Consider the following 15902-nt stretch of genomic DNA (forward strand, 5'->3'; position numbering starts at 1 on the left):
CCGCTCAGCCCTGGTAGAACACCTCGTCGCTGTACGGGTACCACCAGGAGTGGATCTGCGGCTGGTGGTCGATGATCACCATCTTCGAGCGGCGGAACGCATCCAGCCCCTGGCGGCCCAGCTCGCGACCCATGCCGGACATCTTCCAGCCGCCGAACGGCAACGCATCGTTGTCGATCAGCGGGTTGTTCACCCAGACCATCCCCGCCTCCAGGCGATCCGCCGCTTCCATGGCTTCGGCCAGGTCGGTGGAGAACAGCGAGGCGCCCAGACCGAAGGGCGAGTCGTTGGCCAGCCGGACCGCCTCGTCGAAGTCCTTCACCTTGCAGATCGCCGCCACCGGGCCGAAGCACTCCTCATGGAAGATCGCCATGGCCGGGGTGACGTCGGTGAGGATGGTCGGCTCGTAATACCAGCCCACCGGGAACTGTTCGGGAATGCGCCCGCCGCAGACCAGCGTGGCTCCCTTGGCTATGGCGTCGTCCACCAGGCGGATGACCTTGGCGCGGGCCGCCTCGCTGACCATCGGACCGATCTCGGAACGCTCCAGGCCGTGGCCGATGCGCAACGCGCGGGTGCGCTCGGCGAAGCGCGCGACGAACTCGTCATGGACTTCATCGACCACATAGAAGCGCTCCGCCGAGGTGCAGATCTGCCCGCTCAGGTGGAAGGCTGCGGTCACCGCGCCGGCCGCCGCGACTTCCAGCGGCGCGTGGCGGGAGATGATCATCGGGTCGCTGCCGCCGGCCTCGATCACCGCCGGTTTCATCCGCTCGGCGCAGGCCACCGCCACCGCCTTGCCGGCGGCGACGCTGCCGGTAAAGGCCACGGCGTGGGTACGCTCGGACTGCACCAGGCGCTGCGCGGTGCTGGCATCGCCCGGCAGGCAGCTGACCATCCCCGCCGGCAACACCTTGAAGTGCTGCATGAACTTCAGCGTGCACAACGTGGTGCTTTCCGCCGGCTTGACGATGCAGGCGTTGCCCGCCGCCAGCGAGGCGGCCAGGGTCCAGCACATCAGCAGGATGGGGAAGTTGAACGGCATGATGTGCACGCTGACGCCGTAGGGTTCGTAGCGCACATGCTGGAACGAGCCGAGCTGCGTGGTGCCGGCGACCTTGCCGGCCTCGTCGCGGGCCATCTCGGCGTAGTAGCGGAAGATCGGCGCGCAGTTCGCCAGCTCGCCCATGGCTTCGGGGAATGGCTTGCCCATTTCCAGGGTCATCAGCCGCGCCACTTCGCGCTGGGTGGCCTGGTCGGTTTCGATAGCGTTGGCCAGCTGGTGAAGGATAGCCGCGCGGGACTTTGCGTCCACGCGCTTCCACTCGCGCTGGGCGGCGTTGGCCGCGTCGATGGTGGCGTCCACGTCTTCCGCGTCGCACAGGGCGATGCGTCCGACCGGGGTGAGGTCGGCGGGGTTGATGATGTCGCGCAGGCGCTGCGTCGCTACGCCCTGATATTGCGGGCCGATGAAACGCAGGGGCAGATCAACGTGAAAGTCGGTCATGGAATGCTCCGCAGGGATTCGGATGAGGCCAGGCGCTGGGCGATCACGTCGCTCTCAAGCCCCTGGCGCCAGTTCGGCAGATGGGTGTCGAGCAGCGCTGCCAGCGGGCGCAACTGTTCGCTGTCGAGCGCGCGCTGGAACAGCCGCAGCACGCGCGGCAGATGCTTGAGGTAGCCGTGCTTGCCGTCGCGTTTGGCCAGGCGCACGAAGATGCCCAGCACCTTGGCGTGGCGCTGTGCGGCGAGCACCTGGAAGTCGGCCATGAAGCGCCGGCCGTCCACTTCCGGGCGCTGGCTGAGGTAATGGGTGAGCAGGGTCACGCGCAGGGTTTCGGGAATATCGCGGCGCGCGTCTTCGAGCAGGGACATGAGGTCATAGGCCGGCGCGCCGAACAGCGCGTCCTGGAAGTCCAGCAGCCCGCACGCCGCCACGCCCGCCCTGCCCTCCAGCAGCATCAGGTTGTCGACGTGGTAGTCGCGCAGCACCAGCACTTCACGGCGCAGCGAGACATCGCGCCAGAGCGCGGCGAACTCCGCCAGATAGCGCTCGCGCAGCTTCGCGGCAGCCTGCTCGCCCACCAGCAGTGGCGCATACCAGTCAATGAACAGCGCCGCTTCATCGCCCAGTTTCTGCCCGTCGTAGGCCGCCACGCCTTCGGCGGCCTGGGGGCCCGCGCGGTGCAGGCGCACCAGGGCATCCACGGCAAGGCGGTACAGCGCCACCTCGTCATGGCCGTCGGCAAGCAACCGGGTATAGGTGGCCTGTCCGAAGTCCTCCACCAGCGCCAGACCCAGCTCGCGGTCGGCGGCCAGCACGCTGGGCGCCGACAGCCCGCAGTCGCGCAGCAGCTGCGCCACCCGCAGATAAGGGGCCAGCGGCTCGGCGCCGGGAGGCGAATCCATCAGCAGCAGTCCTTTGCCGTCGAGGCGGAAATAGCGCCGCATCGAGGCGTCCGCCGGCAGCGCGGTGATGGCCGCGCCGGACAGGCCGCTGCCGGCGAGGAAGGTCTCGCGGGCAGCGGCACGGGTGGTTTCGCAGGGCAGGTTCATGGCATCACCGGATCATGTAGACCTTCTTGATGGTCTCGTGCACGGTGCACACGCCCTTCCAGTCCTTGGGGAAGAAGGCCGCGGTGTCCGGCTCGATCTCGATCACCTCGCCGGACTCGTGCACGTAGGTGCAACGGCCCTCGAGGAAGTGGCAGAACTCGTCGCTGGTCACGTGGCAGAACCACTTGCCCGGCGTGCAATGCCAGATGCCGCATTCGGACTGGCCTTCGGGCCCCTTGTGCAGGACCACGCCGCTGACATGGGACTCGCCCTCGAGCATGGTCGGGATCACGCCCCAGTCCTTGAGTTCGGTGACCTGCAGCGGGCGGTACATAACGGGGGTCTTCATCGTTCACTCCTGATGGGTCGAATCGTATGGGGCGCATAACCGCTCGTGGTCATTCGCCGGTGGGATCGGTGGAAATCGACGGCGGATAACGCTTGTGGCGTTATGCGCCCTACGATCGAAATCGGGCCGGGCGTAGGGCGCATAACCGTTCACGGTTATCCGCCGGTGTCTCGGCGCGAGGTCAATGGCGGATAACCCGTTCCGAGTTATGCGCCCTACGGGTTCAAGCGAGCATGTAGAGGTTGCGCAGCGTGCTGTGCACGGTGCATTCCCCGGTCCAGCCGGCCGGGAACAGCACCAGGGTGTCGGGCTCGACCTCGATCACCTCGCCCTCGTCGGAGCGGTAGGTGGCGCGGCCGGCGACGAAGTGGCAGAGCTCGTCGCGCGGGATCGACAGCCGCCAGCGGCCGGGGGTGCAGACCCACAGGCCGGTTTCCGGGCTGTTGTTCGGGCCCTTGAACAGCAGCCGGCCGCTGGAGTGCGAGACACCCTCCAGCGCGTCGGCCTGCACGCCCCAGTCCACCAGGTCGTCGTAGTCCCGGGCGCCGCGGATGTGCGGCGCGGTGCTCTCTCCATTGAAGGAAGCGGCCTTGAACTCAGGCATGGTTCACCGCCTTGCCCTGCACCAACTGGTCGAGGATGCGCGCAGCGTCTTCCGGGCCCTTGCGCGAGCGCATGTAGTCGCTGGTGCGCGCCAGGCGCCCCTGCATCAGCTGGTCACTCAGCAGCTGGGCTATGTTGCGCGCCAGGTCTTCCTCGCTCCAGTCGTAGCGGTCCATGCGCAGGCCGTGGCCGCTTTCCTGGGCGCGCATGGCGTTGTCGTGGCCGTCCCAGACGTAGGGCATGACGATGGCCGGCTTACCGAAGAACAGGCACTCGGTGAAGCTGTTGTTGCCGCCGTGGTGGATCACCCCATCGACCTGGGCGATCACCGAGGGCTGTGGGTACCAGTTGGAGACGATCACGTTGTCCGGCAGGTCGGTGTACTTCTCCACGTGCTCGCCGACGTTGAACAGCGCGCGGTACGGCAGCTTACCGATGGTGGTGACCAGGCGCTTGAGCAGCTCGACGTCGCCCGAGCCCAGGCTGCCGAAGCTGACATACAGCAGCGGCTTGTCGTTGTGTGCCTTGAACTGCGGGATTTCATAGGGCTTGTCGGTGCGCACACAACCCTGCAGGTAATGGAACTGCCGCGCCGGCAGCGGGTGGCGACGTTCGAACTTCACCGGGTCCGGGTAGAGCAGCAGGTTCATGTAGGGCGACTCTTCGAAGAAGGTACCCAGCGGATACGGCCGCTCGCCGCACTGCGCGAGGAAGTCGTTGAAGTCGGCGTGGATCGGCGCGATCACTTCCTCGAAGCGCTTCTGGAAGCGCGCGTGGCCGTCCTTGTCGTCGACGCTCATGCCCGACAGGTACGGCGGGATGTCCGGGTCGTGCACTTCGTTTTCCGAGCAGGAGATGATCCGCACCCAGGGCTTGCCGTAGTGCTTGATGGCCGGAAAGAGGATCACGTTGTCCACGCAGATCAGGTCCGGCTTGATCCGGTCGAGGATCGCCGGCAGCTCCTTCTGCGCCCACTTGGAGGTGGAGACGATGGCCTCCCAGCACTCCTTCACGTAGTTGTCGAGCTGGTCGATCGGCGCCTTGCGGAAGTTGGGGATGTGACCGTTGATGAAGTCGGTCCAGTAGCGCGCCATTTCCTCGGCCGGCATCGGCTCGGACATGTTCACGTAGTGCTCCTCGAAGCCGTAGGCCGAGTACACCCCGGTCATCCCCGGATCGGTGAGGAACACCGCCTTGTGCCCCATCGCCTCGCAGGCCTGGGCGATGCCTACGGAATTGAGGGCCGGGCCGTAGGCGGCCTCGGGGAAGAATGCGATGACCTTGCGTTCACTACTCATGGTGCTCTCCAGTCAGTCTTGTTCTAAGGCGATCAGTGAGTCAGCACGCGGCCGTGCCGCGCATCCCAGCCCAGGCGCACCGGCATGCCGGCGGCAAGGCGCAAGAAGTCGTAGTCCGAGGACGGCACGCGGACGATCAGCGGCTTGCTGGAGAGCGCCGTGTTCACGTGCAGGTTGGTGTCCAGGCCGTGGTAGGCCACTTCGGCCACCTCGCCGTGAATCTGGTTGTCGGTGGCCGGCGTGGCGTCGGTGAGAACCCGTAAACGCTCCGGGCGCAGCGCCAGGGTCACGCTCTCCGGGCTGGACTCGGCGGTGGTCTCGATGTTCAGCACCTGGTCGCCGGCCTGCAGGCGATTGGTGCCCACGCGGCGGCCTTCGATCAGGTTGCTGACGCCGATGAAGTCGGCAACGAAGCGGCTGCCCGGATTCTCGTAGAGTTCACTGGGGCTGCCGCACTGGCAGACCTTGCCGTCACGCAGCACGGCCATGCGGTCGGACATGACCAGGGCTTCTTCCTGGTCGTGGGTGACCATGATGAAAGTGATGCCGCTCTCGTGCTGCAGGCGCTTGAGCTCCAGCTGCATCTTCTCGCGCAGCTTCTTGTCCAGCGCGCCGAGGGGTTCGTCCAGCAGTAGCACGCGCGGGCGCTTGACCAGCGCACGGGCCAGGGCGACGCGCTGGCGCTGACCGCCGGAGAGCTGGTTCGGCCGGCGGTTGGCCAGCGGGCCGAGCTGCGCGGTTTCCAGCACCGCATCGACGCGCTGGCGGATTTCAGCGGCCGGCAGCTTTTCCATCTCCAGACCGTAGGCGATGTTGCCGCGCACGGTCATGTTGGGAAACAGCGCATAGGACTGGAACATCAGGTTCAGCGGGCGCTTGTTCGGCGGCAGCGGCGAGATGTCCTGGCCGTTGAGATAGATCGCGCCGGAGCTGGGCGTCTCGAAGCCGGCGATCATGCGCATCAGGGTGGTCTTGCCACAGCCGGAGGGACCGAGCAGCGCGAAGAACTCGTTCTCGCGGATGCTCAGCGACACCTGGTCCACCGCCGTCAGGCCCTCGCCGTAGGATTTGCTCACCTGCTCCAGCACGAGCAGGTCGGATGACTTAGTCATGGGCTTTGGGCACCTTGTTCAGACGTTGGGAGGCGAACAGCGCGGTGAAGCTGACCAGCATCACCAGGGTGGCGAGGGCGTTGATTTCCGGGGTCACGCCGAAGCGGATCATCGAGTAGATCTGCATCGGCAGCGTGGTGGACGCGCTGCCGGAACCGGAGTTGAAGAAGGCGATGATGAATTCGTCCACCGACAGGGTGAATGCCAGCAGGCCGCCGGCCATCACGCCGGGGAAGATCGCCGGCAGCAGCACGCGGCGCGCGGTGGTGAACCAGCCGGCACCGAGGTCGATGGAGGCTTCGAGGATCGAGTAGTCGAAGTGCTTGAGCCGCGTGCGCACCACCGCGCAGACGAAGGCGATGTTGAACACCACGTGGCTGAGGATGATCGAGTGCAGCCCCAGGCTCATCTTCAGCAGGTTGAAGAAGCTCAGCAGCGCGATGGCCAGGACGATATCGGGGATGATCATCGGCGCCATCAGCAGCGTGTCGGCGAGGTTCGCGCCCTTCTTGCCGGGGTTGTTGCGGGCGCGCATCTCCACGCCGAGGGCGAGTAGCGTACCCAGCACGCAGGCGATGAAGGTGGAGGTCAGCGCGACGATCAGGGTGTTCAGCGCCGCGTGCTGGATCGAGGCGTTGGCCAGCAGCTTGGCGTACCACTTCAGCGACGCGCCGCCCCAGGCGGTGGGCAGGCCGCTGGCGTTGAACGACAGCAGGATCAGCACCAGGATCGGTACATAGAGGAAGGCGTACACCAGCCACAGGTGCGCGCCGAGGGCGATGCCGGAGACGTTGCTGGAGTTACGCATGGCGTTCGCCCTCCGCACCCTGGGCCCGGCGCGAGACCATGGCCTGGATGAACAGCAACAGCATCATGATGCCGATCAGGAAGAAGCTCAGCGCCGCGCCGAACGGCCAGTCGCGTGCAGTGAGGAACTGCGCGTAGATCAGGTTGCCGACCATCTGCACCTGCTTGCCGCCCAAAAGGTCGGCGGTGATGAAGTTGCCGATGGAGAGCACGAAGACAAACACCGCGCCGGCGGCCACGCCCGGCACCGACAGCGGCAGGATTACGCGGCGGAAGGTGGTCCAGCCGGAGGCACCGAGGTCCCGCGAGGCTTCCCAGAGTTCGTTGTCGATGCGCGACAGCGAGCTGTAGATGGCGAGGATGACGAAGGGGATGTAGTTGTAGACCAGCCCGAGCACCACGGTGGCGTCGGTGTACAGCAGGCTGATCGGCTCGCCGCTGTAGCCCAGCAGATTGAACAGGCGATTCAGCAGGCCTTCGCGGTTGAGCAGCACGATCCAGGCGTAGGTGCGGATCAGGTAGTTGCTCCAGAACGGCAACATCACCAGGAACAGGAACACCGCCTGCCGGCGCGGAGTGCTGCGGGTGATCGCGTAGGCCGCCGGGTAGCCGATGAGCACCGCGAACAGCGTGGCGAGGCCGGCGATCTTCGCCGAGCGCAGGAGGATGTCGAGGTACAGCGGGTCCACCGCGCGGCGGTAGTTTTCCCAGGTGAACACGTAGTCGATGCCGCCATAGGCACCACGCTCGAGGAAGCTGTAGACCAGCACCAGCAGGCACGGCAGCAGCAGGAACAGGGCCAGCCAGCCAAGGCCGGGCGCGAGCAGCCAGGCCGAGAGTTTCCGGTCGGCGGACAAAGCGGTCATGCGTAGTTCCCCCAACCCCACGCCAGGCGGGGTGCTTCAGGGTTATTGAATACAGTGAACTTGTGGGGCGAGCGAGCTAGAGCGAGGCAAGGCGAGAACAAGCGTGGGCGCGGATGTAAATAAGCAAGCCCGCGCTTGTTCTCAACGCAGCATCGCCGACGCGCAGCCGGCCCTACTGTGCAGCCATGATCTCGGTCACGGCGCGGGTGTAGGCCTTCTGCGTGGAGCCGCCGACGTCACGCAACTGCTGCTGCTTGACCAGTTCGGCCGGCGTGGTGGTGAGGTTCGGGTACTTGGCCAGCAGGTCGGGCTTCAAGGTCGCCATCGCCGCCTGGTTGGGCACCTTGTAAAGGATGTTCTCGGCGACCCAGGCGTGGTTCGCCGGCTCCAGCATGTAGTTGATGAAGCGGTAGGCGGCGTCGGGGTTCTTCGAGCTTTTCAGCACGACCATGGTGTCCACCCAGAGGTCGGAACCTTCCTTGGGCACGACGAACTTGATCGACTCGTTGGCCTGGGTACCGTAGTTGCACCAGCCGTCCCAGGCGTGGGCCATCAGCGCCTCGCCCGAGGCCAGCTTGGAGTAGAAGGTGGTGTCGTCGAAGGACAACAGGCGTTTCTTGGTGGCGATCAGCTGGTCGCGCACCGCGTTGATCTGGTCCGGGTTGCCGTCGTTCACCGACCAACCGTTGGCGAGGAAGCCCGCGCCCAGCAGCCAGCGGTCGGTGGCAAGCATGGTGGTCTTGCCCTTGAGGGCGTCGGAGGGCTTGAGCAGGTCGCTCCAGCTCGAAGGCGCCGGGCTGACCTTGTCCGAGCGGTAGCAGATGCCGGTGGTGCCCCAGGTGTAAGGCACGGAGAAGTGGTTGCCGACGTCGTACTCGAGCTTCTGCGCTTCGGGGTAGAGATTCTTCAGGTTCGGCACCTTGGCCGGATCGATCTCGGCGAGCAGGCCCTGCTTGTGCAGGATCTCGGCAAAGGGCGAGGAAACGAACACCACGTCATAGCCTTCGCCGCCGGAGGCCATGAGCTTGCCCATGATCTCTTCGTTGGTGGCGTGGAGGGATTTGTCGGCTTCGAGCCCGGTGGCCTTCTGGAACTTCTCCAGGTTGTCCGGGGCCATGTAGCCGTCCCAGATGGAGATCACCAGATCCTTGGCACTGGCCGTGGTGGCGGACAGCGTGAGCGCGAGGGTTGCCCCTGCGTAGAGCATGGTCTTCAGCTTCATCTTGCGCACCTGACGATTGGTTGTTGTTGTGTCGACGGCAGCGGAACGAAAAGCGTACTACATGTCTTTTTTTCAAAATAAAAACAGAACCACTGGCGAAGTCAACCATTTCTTGCATTCTTGTTGGACCACCCACGCTGTGGCATAAGGGGTCGCCCCGCGGCGACACGCCTGCCGGGGCCTGCTGGAGAGAAGCCGCTTGAGCAAGGACACCGAGAAAAGACCGCGCACCAACCACCTGGAACTGGCCCGGCGGATCATCGAGCACGCCCAGGACACCGGGCTGGGAGATGGCGACGGCCTGTCCGAGCAGCAACTGGCGCGCACCTTCGGCGTATCGCGCACGCTGATCCGCGCGGGGCTGGACCTGCTGCTGGAACAGCAACTGGTGGCCCACGAGCCGGGCAAGGGCTATCGCCTCGCCGCCGACCCTTCCGCCCAGGTACTCGGCCCCGCCCTGCCCCAGGCCGAGGAACAGGCGCTGGCCGCCTCGGTACTGCGCGACCGCATGGCCGGGCGGCTGGGCAACAGCCTCAGCGCCAGCGAGCTGATGCGCCGCTACGACATCGGCCGCGCTGCCGCGCAGAAGGTCCTCGCGCAGCTCAGCGAAGACCAGGTGCTGGAGCGCGGCGCCGGGCAGAGCTGGTCGTTCCGCCCGCTGCTGAACAACCTTGCGGCGCTGGAAGACAGCCTGCGCTACCGCCTGATCCTGGAGCCGGAAGCGCTGCTGGCGCCCGGCTTCGACCCTGATCTGGCGCGCCTCGCCCTGCTGCGCGGCGCCATGGAAGACTTACTCAGTGCGCCCATCGAGCGCTTCGACGTGGCGCAGTTCCGCGAGCTGGACATCGGCTTCCACGAACTGATCGCCCAGGGCTGCGGCAACCGCTTCGTCGGCGACGCCCTGCTGCAGCACCAGCGCCTGCGCCGCCTGCCCAACCTGCTGCCGATGGTCAGCGTGCACCGCCTGCAGGAAGCCCTGCGCGAGCACCTGCGGATCATCGAGCAGATCGAACGCGGCCAGCTGGAAGTCGCCGCCGACCTGATGCGCCTGCACCTGCGGCTGTCCTTCGCACAACGCCCGCAGACCGCCAACCGCGGGATTCCGCAGTCGTTCGCCCTGGGTCGTCGCTGATTATTTTTCTCTCGCGGTGTTTTTTTTAACGAAAAAATGCAGTATCAGTTTCACGCAGTGCCCGTGAGCAACACCCGGATGTGCCCATGACGCAAAGAACAAGAACCATCGCCTTCTTCCCCGAGGCCAGCTTCGGCGCCGCGCTGAACTGCATCGGCATCGCCCAGGCCCTGCGCGAGCTCGGCGCCCGCCCGGTGTTCATCTGCCATGCGCACTTCCAGGGCATCTTCGCCGAGTACGGCTTCGCCGAGTACCCGCTGCAGCTGGACTCGCCGCTCTCCGCCGCCGACCACCAGCACTACTGGGAGCGCTTCATCGAGCGCAACGTGCCGTACTTCGACCAGCCGCCCCTGGCGCAGATCGACAGCTACGTGGCGCCGGCCTGGGAAGCCATCATCGACACCGCCATCGAGTCGGAAAAGCCGCTGCAGCAGTTGCTCGCCCGGCTCAAGCCCGACGCCATCGTGCTGGACAACGTGGTCAGCTTCCCGGCCATCGCCGCCGCCGGTTGCCCCTGGATACGCATGGTCTCCTGCGCGGAAACCGAGCTGCCCGATGCTGCCGTGCCGCCCTACCTGTCCGGCGCCAGCAGCAGCGATGCTCAGGCCTGCTCGACTTACCGCGAGCACTACCTGCACGCGACCAGGCCGGCACACGAGCGCTTCGCCCGCTTCCTCACCGAGTGCGGCCACCCCGCCCTGCCCGCCGGCCAGTTCCTCGAGGACTCGCCCTGGCTCAACCTGCTGCTGTCGCCAACGCCGGTGCGCTACGAGCGCGAGAAGCCGCTGCCGGCCGAGCGCTACCTGTACCTCGACGGCTGCGTGCGCAGCGAGGCGCCGTACATCCCGCCGCAGTTTCCCCGGCATGACGACGCGCCGCTGATCTACGTGAGCTTCGGCAGCCTGGGCGCCGCCGACGTGGCGATGATGCGCCGGCTGATCGACGCCGTGGCGCAGCTGCCGTACCGCTTCCTGATCAACGTCGGCGCCTACCGCGAGCACTACGACACGGTACCGGACAACGTCTACCTCGACAGCTGGTATCCGCAGCCGGCGGTGCTGCGCGAGTGCCAGCTGTTCATCCATCACGGCGGCAACAACAGCTTCTGCGAAGCGCTGTATTTCGGCCTGCCGTCGGTGATCATCCCCTACTGCTGGGACGGCCACGACAACGCCCGGCGCGCCGAGGAAGTCGGCGTGGCGCGCTACCTGCCGCGCTTCGAGGATCCGCTGGCGGCGCTGCCCGCCGCCCTTGCCGAACTGCTCGCGGACAAGGCCATGGCGCAACGCCTGAGCACCGTGCGCGAGCAGATGCAGGCCTCGCGCGGCACCGAAACGGCGGCGCGGGCGATCCTCCGCATCTGCGCCGACTGACAACGGATTGGCTCTGTCGAAGTACTGGCGATTGGCACTCGGCGACGGACCATTCCCCCCTTAAGCTGGGCTCCAGCCACCCTGGAGCACGGCATGACCGCCTTCGATGACCAGCCGACCCTGCTCGGCCACACCCTGCAATTGCGCCCGCTGCGCGCCGATGATTTCGACTCGTTGTTCGCCGCTGCCAGTGCGCCGGAAACCTGGGCCGGCCACCCGGCCACCGAGCGCTTTCGCCGCGAAGTTTTCGAGCCCTACTTCCAGTTTCTGGTACAGGCCGGCGGCTGCCTGCTGATCCTCGACCGACAAAGCGGCGCGGCCATCGGCTGCTCGCGCTACTACCCGGTACCGGACCAGCCGGCCGACATCGGCATCGGCTTCACCTTCATCAACCACCGCTACTGGGGCGGCGCGACCAACCGCGAGCTGAAGACGCTGATGCTCGGCCATGCCTTCCAGCATTTCGAGCGCGTGTGGTTCCACATCGCGCCGAGCAATATCCGCTCGCAGAAAGGCACGGCCAAGCTGGGCGCGAGGCTGGCCTATCAGGCGGACCTGGACCTCTCCGGCACGCCCGCATCCTGGCTCTGCTATGAGTTGCCGCGCCAGCGCTGGGGCAGCGCCTAGACCCGCCCCGACTCCTGCGACAGCCAGCGCTTGCGCCAGGCCAGCGGCGTGCAGTCCTGCCAGCGGCGGAAGGCGCGGATCAGGCTGCTGGCGCTGCTGAAGCCGATGCGCTCGGCGATCTGCTCCATCGACCACTGCGGATCGCGTAGCAGTTGCAGCGCCTGCGCCTCCCGCGTCTGGTCGAGCAGCTGGGCAAAGCTCAGGCCGTGCTGCTGCAAGGCCGTCTCGAGCTGCCCACGGGCAATATCCAGATGCCCCGCCAGCTCCTCCAGTGAACTCGGCCCGGTGAGCAATTCCGCCAGGCGCGCGCGCAGGGCGCTGAGCGGCAGCGGCATGCCGTGCTGGGCCAGGTACTGCAGAATGGGGCGTTCCACCTGGGCAAGCAGGCGCGGGTTGGCCCCCGGCAGAGGCAAATCCCAGGAAGCATTGTGGAACACAAAGGCGCTCAGCGGCTGATCGAAGCTGACCCGTACATTCAGCGCGTCCCACTCCTGCCGGTCCGCCGGGCTCGTCCGGGCCAGCTCGATGCCGCGCATGAATGCGGCAGCCGGCTTTCCCGTCAGGCGTTCGAACATGCGTACGTGGAAATGCCAGTAGAAGTCGCGGGCAATGTCGGTGGGCGTGTAACCACCATTGAGGTGGAACTCCATCCGCCAGTCACTCCGCTCGTCCTGTCTCAACAGCGGCTGGCCTACGGTGCTGGCCAGGTTGACCAGCTGCACATGGCGCTGCACAGCCTCGCCGAGCGTGGTGCAGGCGTATAGCGCCAGGTCCATCCCGTAGAGGTTGGCGGACTGGTGGTAACGTGCCGCGCGGATGCCGAAGTTCGCGTCGCCAGTGACTTCTGCGCAGAGCAACCACAGAGGGCTGAGCGAGGTGATGGGCAGGCGTGCGTCGACCTCCTGCATGATGCCCGGATCGATCCCTGCGCGCCTGAGCACCGGGATGGGATCGATCCCGTAGTGCTGGCCCAGGGTAGTCGCCATGCAGCGCACGACAGTGGCCTGTGTGCTGGGCGGCAGTGAGACAGGGGAAGTGCGCTTCATGATCGGCTGGCGGACGGTGGCTCTGAAACGAGCATGGCCGCGGCGCGCAGCGCATTCAACCTCCCCAGCAAAAAAAGCCCCGGTGGGGGCCGGGGCACAAAGGAGCAGTCGCACGATGAATCAGGACTCCCGCTGCACCAGCGGCGGTTGCCAGTCACGCTGGAGGACCTCCGGCTTCGGCCAGTAGAGGCGCAGGAACAGGCTGAACTCGCTGTCCGGCGCAGGCAGCCAGTTGCTGCGCAACTCCGGGCGCTCGGGCGCTTCGTGCTGGATGTACAGGTCCAGCGAGCCGTCGGCGTTGTAGTGCAGATCGTCACGGTCGCCGACGGCGTAGCGGTTCAGCGGGTTGTCGGCGAGCAGCAGCTGGGGGTTGTACAGCGTGAGCGACCAGAAACCCTTCACCGGTGGCAGCTGTGCCTTGTCGAAGTGGATCACGTAGCGATGCCGTCCGCTGAGCAGCTGGCCATCCTTGTCGGCACGGGTATTGGGATAGATCGCGTCGTCCGCCGTGTTGGCACCCAGGCCCATTTTCGCCACCAGCGCTCGCTGGGCATAACGGTCCGCATATGCCCCCATGTCGTAGCTGACCCTCCAGCCGTTGACCGTGGGCAGCTTGTCGCGCAGCTCCTCGGAATGCGCCATCAGGTCGGTGACCTTGCGGTAGCCGATGCGGCTGCCCAGGCGCTGCCAGGCAGATTGATGGGGCTGGCAGTCCGCGCTGACCAGGCCAGCGTTTTTGATGCGGCGCATCTGCTCGTCGTCGAGACCGCTGGGCGGGTTGTCCGCCAGCAACTGGCAGAAGGCCGAGAAGAATTCATCCTGGGTCCAGCCCTGCAACTGCTGGTCCGGCGGCAGGTCGTCGCTCAGCTTCGGCAACCTGGCCATGGCCGGGTCCGGCTGTGAAGCCTTCTGTCCCTGCTCGAGCGGACGCAGGTCGAACTGGCGTTGCAGGGCGTTGATCTCGGCGTAGTCGCTCGGGCCGTGGCTCTTGAAGCGGCCGATGATCCAGGCCATCTGCGTGGGCACCCGGATGAGCTGCATGCCCTCCGGCAGAGTGCCCTGCCAGTGCGGGCCGGCGATCAGGAAGCGCCCGGCCTTGCTGCCCTGGGTACGGGTGCCGGGGCTGGCCACCACGTTGGTCCAGGCATCCAGGATCGGCATCATGTAGTAGTACCCGTCCGTGTCGGGAACACTCAGCACCACCGGCCCCGATCGCAGGTCCAGGTGAGACAGCGAATAGAGCGTGTCGACGTTGGGCGCGACGACGCTGTTGAAACGGTAATCGGGGAAGCGCAGACGGTGATTGAGTTGGTTCACCGAAGTCTGGCCGCGACCAAGCTGGTATTGCTTGGTCAGCTCCATGATCACCAGTGGGTAGCCGAAGGCGTAGGCCTCGGCTGTGGCGCGGGCTTGTTGATAAAGGCTGTAGCCGGCACCAGCGGCGGCCAACAGCACAGCACCGGTCAGCCCCAGGCCGATTCGGGTTCGCTTGGAGAATGGCATCTGTGATCGATCCTCAGTGGTAGGGTTCGCAGGGGCCGTGCCTCATGGCCCCTGCCCGCGCTTACTTGCCCAGTCGCTTGAGTTCGGCCGGGGTGAACTCGGCCTCCTTCACTTCCTTGCCGAACTCGGCGCGGTGATCGATCGCGTTGGTCAGGTAGTTCACCGCATAGATCCCGGAGATCAGGTCATAGGTGGCTTCGGCCGCGGTCATCGGCAGCTGCAGGTCGTGGTACATGGTCAGGAACGACTCGTAGTTGCGCCACAGCTCGCCACGGTTGTCGTAGATGTCGCTGGCCATGACCTGCCAGGTGTCTTCGTCGATGTAGAAGCGACGCTTGCCGTAGACATGCCGGGCTCCCGACTTGAGGGTGGCCTCGATGACCCACACGCGGTGCTTCTCGTAGCGGTTGACGTCCGGGTTGATGTAGCCCGGCTTGAGCATCTCGTCATAGCCGACCTGCTTGCTGGCGAGGCCGAAGGCGTTGTAGCCCACCAGCATTTCGCGCTTGCCGATCAGCTTCCAGTCGTAGCGATCGGGCGCACCGTTGAAGCCATCGACGCTGTCGGAAACCACCTGGCCGAAGCTGTACCGCGCGCTGTTGTCGTAGGCCACTGTCGGCGCGCGACGCACGCGGCGCTGCCCGGGGTTGTACTGCCAGGCCGCACGCGGGGTGCTGACCTGGTTGATCGGCTCCTGTACCAGCGTCACTTCGCCGGCATAACGTGACGGGCTGTTGGTCTGCACACGGGTGTAGAACAGCAGGTTCGCTTCCGGTTCGAGGTCGCTGATTTTCTCGCGGAAGCCCACCAGTTGCCTGTAGGTGACCAGCGTGTAGTCGCCCTTGGCCTGCACGGTGGCCGAGGAGAAGTCACGCGCGATCGAGCCACCGCGGTAACGGGTGATGTGGTTCCACAGCACTTCCAGCGCCTCGGTGGGTTCAGGGAAGGGAACGCCGAAGTGATAGTTGGTCAGGCCGTTGCCGTTGTCTGCCAGGCCTGTCTGGGTGAGGTTCTTGCGCGACTCGTCCAGGTACGCCTGGGGAATGACCGCGCTGCGGTGACTGGGGAAGACACGCATGCGGTAGTCGGGGTAGCGGACGAACATGGCCTGCTGGCCGGGGCTGAGCAGGTCCTTGTATTGCGCCAGATTGGCCTTGCTGACCACATACAGCGGCTGCTCGCTGGCAAACGGGTCGCTGTAGTCGCCATTACCGGCAATGGCGGCGGCGCCGGCCTTCATGCCGCCAGTCCAGGCAGGAATGCTGCCGTCGGCGTTCGCGGCGCGTTCGGCGCCTACCGGAGTGAGCTTGCCGTCGAGCAATGCGGCGTCGGTCTGCTTGGCTTGCGCCAGGCCGCAAGCGGCTACGAGAGCGACCGCCAGGGAAAGTTTGCAAATAAGTGGGCGCAT

15 protein-coding genes are annotated in these 15902 nt (G+C 65.9%); 3 read left to right on the forward strand and 12 right to left on the reverse strand.

The genetic code is table 11. From position 1 onward, the window contains the following. Positions 1-4 precede the first annotated feature (4 nt). The 9 genes from IB273_RS07675 to IB273_RS07715 all read right to left on the reverse strand — a co-directional run bounded on the left by IB273_RS07675 (position 5) and on the right by IB273_RS07715 (position 8813). Positions 5-1507, reverse strand: a complete 1503-nt coding sequence (locus tag IB273_RS07675) for an aldehyde dehydrogenase family protein (protein WP_192223710.1) — start codon at positions 1505-1507, stop codon at positions 5-7. After that, entirely contained in the window at positions 1504-2556 is a 1053-nt protein-coding gene (locus IB273_RS07680; RefSeq protein WP_081518260.1) for an aminoglycoside phosphotransferase family protein, read from the reverse strand. Before IB273_RS07680 ends, IB273_RS07675 begins: the two co-directional genes overlap by 4 nt. 4 nt (positions 2557-2560) lie before the next feature. Then, positions 2561-2905, reverse strand: a complete 345-nt coding sequence (locus IB273_RS07685; protein WP_192223711.1) for a cupin domain-containing protein — start codon at positions 2903-2905, stop codon at positions 2561-2563. Between the two features lie 223 nt (positions 2906-3128). Then, positions 3129-3509 carry a cupin domain-containing protein gene (locus IB273_RS07690; protein ID WP_192223712.1) on the reverse strand — a complete coding sequence of 127 codons (381 nt, stop codon included), beginning with the start codon at positions 3507-3509 and terminating at the stop codon, positions 3129-3131. Further along, positions 3502-4806 (reverse strand): nucleotide disphospho-sugar-binding domain-containing protein, encoded by a 1305-nt coding sequence (locus IB273_RS07695; RefSeq protein ID WP_192223713.1) that lies wholly within the window; start codon positions 4804-4806, stop codon positions 3502-3504. The genes IB273_RS07690 and IB273_RS07695 overlap by 8 nt, the downstream gene beginning before the upstream one ends. A 32-nt stretch (positions 4807-4838) precedes the next feature. Then, positions 4839-5918, reverse strand: coding sequence for an ABC transporter ATP-binding protein (locus IB273_RS07700; protein WP_192223714.1), 1080 nt, complete (start codon positions 5916-5918; stop codon positions 4839-4841). Next, a complete protein-coding gene (locus tag IB273_RS07705) occupies positions 5911-6726 on the reverse strand; it encodes an ABC transporter permease (RefSeq protein WP_081518265.1) in 816 nt (271 codons plus the stop codon). The genes IB273_RS07700 and IB273_RS07705 overlap by 8 nt, the downstream gene beginning before the upstream one ends. Next, positions 6719-7591 (reverse strand): ABC transporter permease, encoded by an 873-nt coding sequence (locus tag IB273_RS07710; protein ID WP_081518266.1) that lies wholly within the window; start codon positions 7589-7591, stop codon positions 6719-6721. The genes IB273_RS07705 and IB273_RS07710 overlap by 8 nt, the downstream gene beginning before the upstream one ends. Before the next feature lie 172 nt (positions 7592-7763). Beyond that, complete coding sequence (locus IB273_RS07715; RefSeq protein ID WP_017519222.1) at positions 7764-8813, reverse strand: spermidine/putrescine ABC transporter substrate-binding protein; 1050 nt, start codon at positions 8811-8813, stop codon at positions 7764-7766. 199 nt (positions 8814-9012) lie between these two features. On the opposite strand from IB273_RS07715, the gene IB273_RS07720 reads away from it, so the two are divergent. From IB273_RS07720 to IB273_RS07730, 3 genes are all read left to right on the forward strand, one after another. After that, the gene (locus tag IB273_RS07720; protein ID WP_151187415.1) at positions 9013-9945 is read left to right on the forward strand and encodes a GntR family transcriptional regulator; all 933 of its coding nucleotides are present in this window, start codon (positions 9013-9015) and stop codon (positions 9943-9945) included. A gap of 86 nt (positions 9946-10031) precedes the next feature. Next, positions 10032-11318 (forward strand): glycosyltransferase, encoded by a 1287-nt coding sequence (locus IB273_RS07725; protein WP_192223715.1) that lies wholly within the window; start codon positions 10032-10034, stop codon positions 11316-11318. Between the two features lie 93 nt (positions 11319-11411). Then, on the forward strand, positions 11412-11945 hold the full coding sequence (locus IB273_RS07730; protein WP_225610097.1) for a GNAT family N-acetyltransferase: 534 nt from the start codon (positions 11412-11414) through the stop codon (positions 11943-11945). Here IB273_RS07730 and IB273_RS07735 read toward each other — a convergent pair. The 3 genes from IB273_RS07735 to IB273_RS07745 form a co-directional block, all read right to left on the reverse strand. After that, positions 11942-12931, reverse strand: a complete 990-nt coding sequence (locus IB273_RS07735) for an AraC family transcriptional regulator (RefSeq protein ID WP_192223716.1) — start codon at positions 12929-12931, stop codon at positions 11942-11944. The genes IB273_RS07730 and IB273_RS07735 overlap by 4 nt on opposite strands. A 180-nt stretch (positions 12932-13111) precedes the next feature. Further along, positions 13112-14494, reverse strand: a complete 1383-nt coding sequence (locus IB273_RS07740; RefSeq protein WP_192223717.1) for a DUF1254 domain-containing protein — start codon at positions 14492-14494, stop codon at positions 13112-13114. 61 nt (positions 14495-14555) lie between these two features. Then, positions 14556-15902 carry a DUF1329 domain-containing protein gene (locus IB273_RS07745; protein ID WP_192223718.1) on the reverse strand — a complete coding sequence of 449 codons (1347 nt, stop codon included), beginning with the start codon at positions 15900-15902 and terminating at the stop codon, positions 14556-14558.

The sequence above is a fragment of the Pseudomonas sp. PDM19 genome, from assembly GCF_014852215.1.
In the GTDB taxonomy this organism is placed as follows: domain Bacteria; phylum Pseudomonadota; class Gammaproteobacteria; order Pseudomonadales; family Pseudomonadaceae; genus Pseudomonas.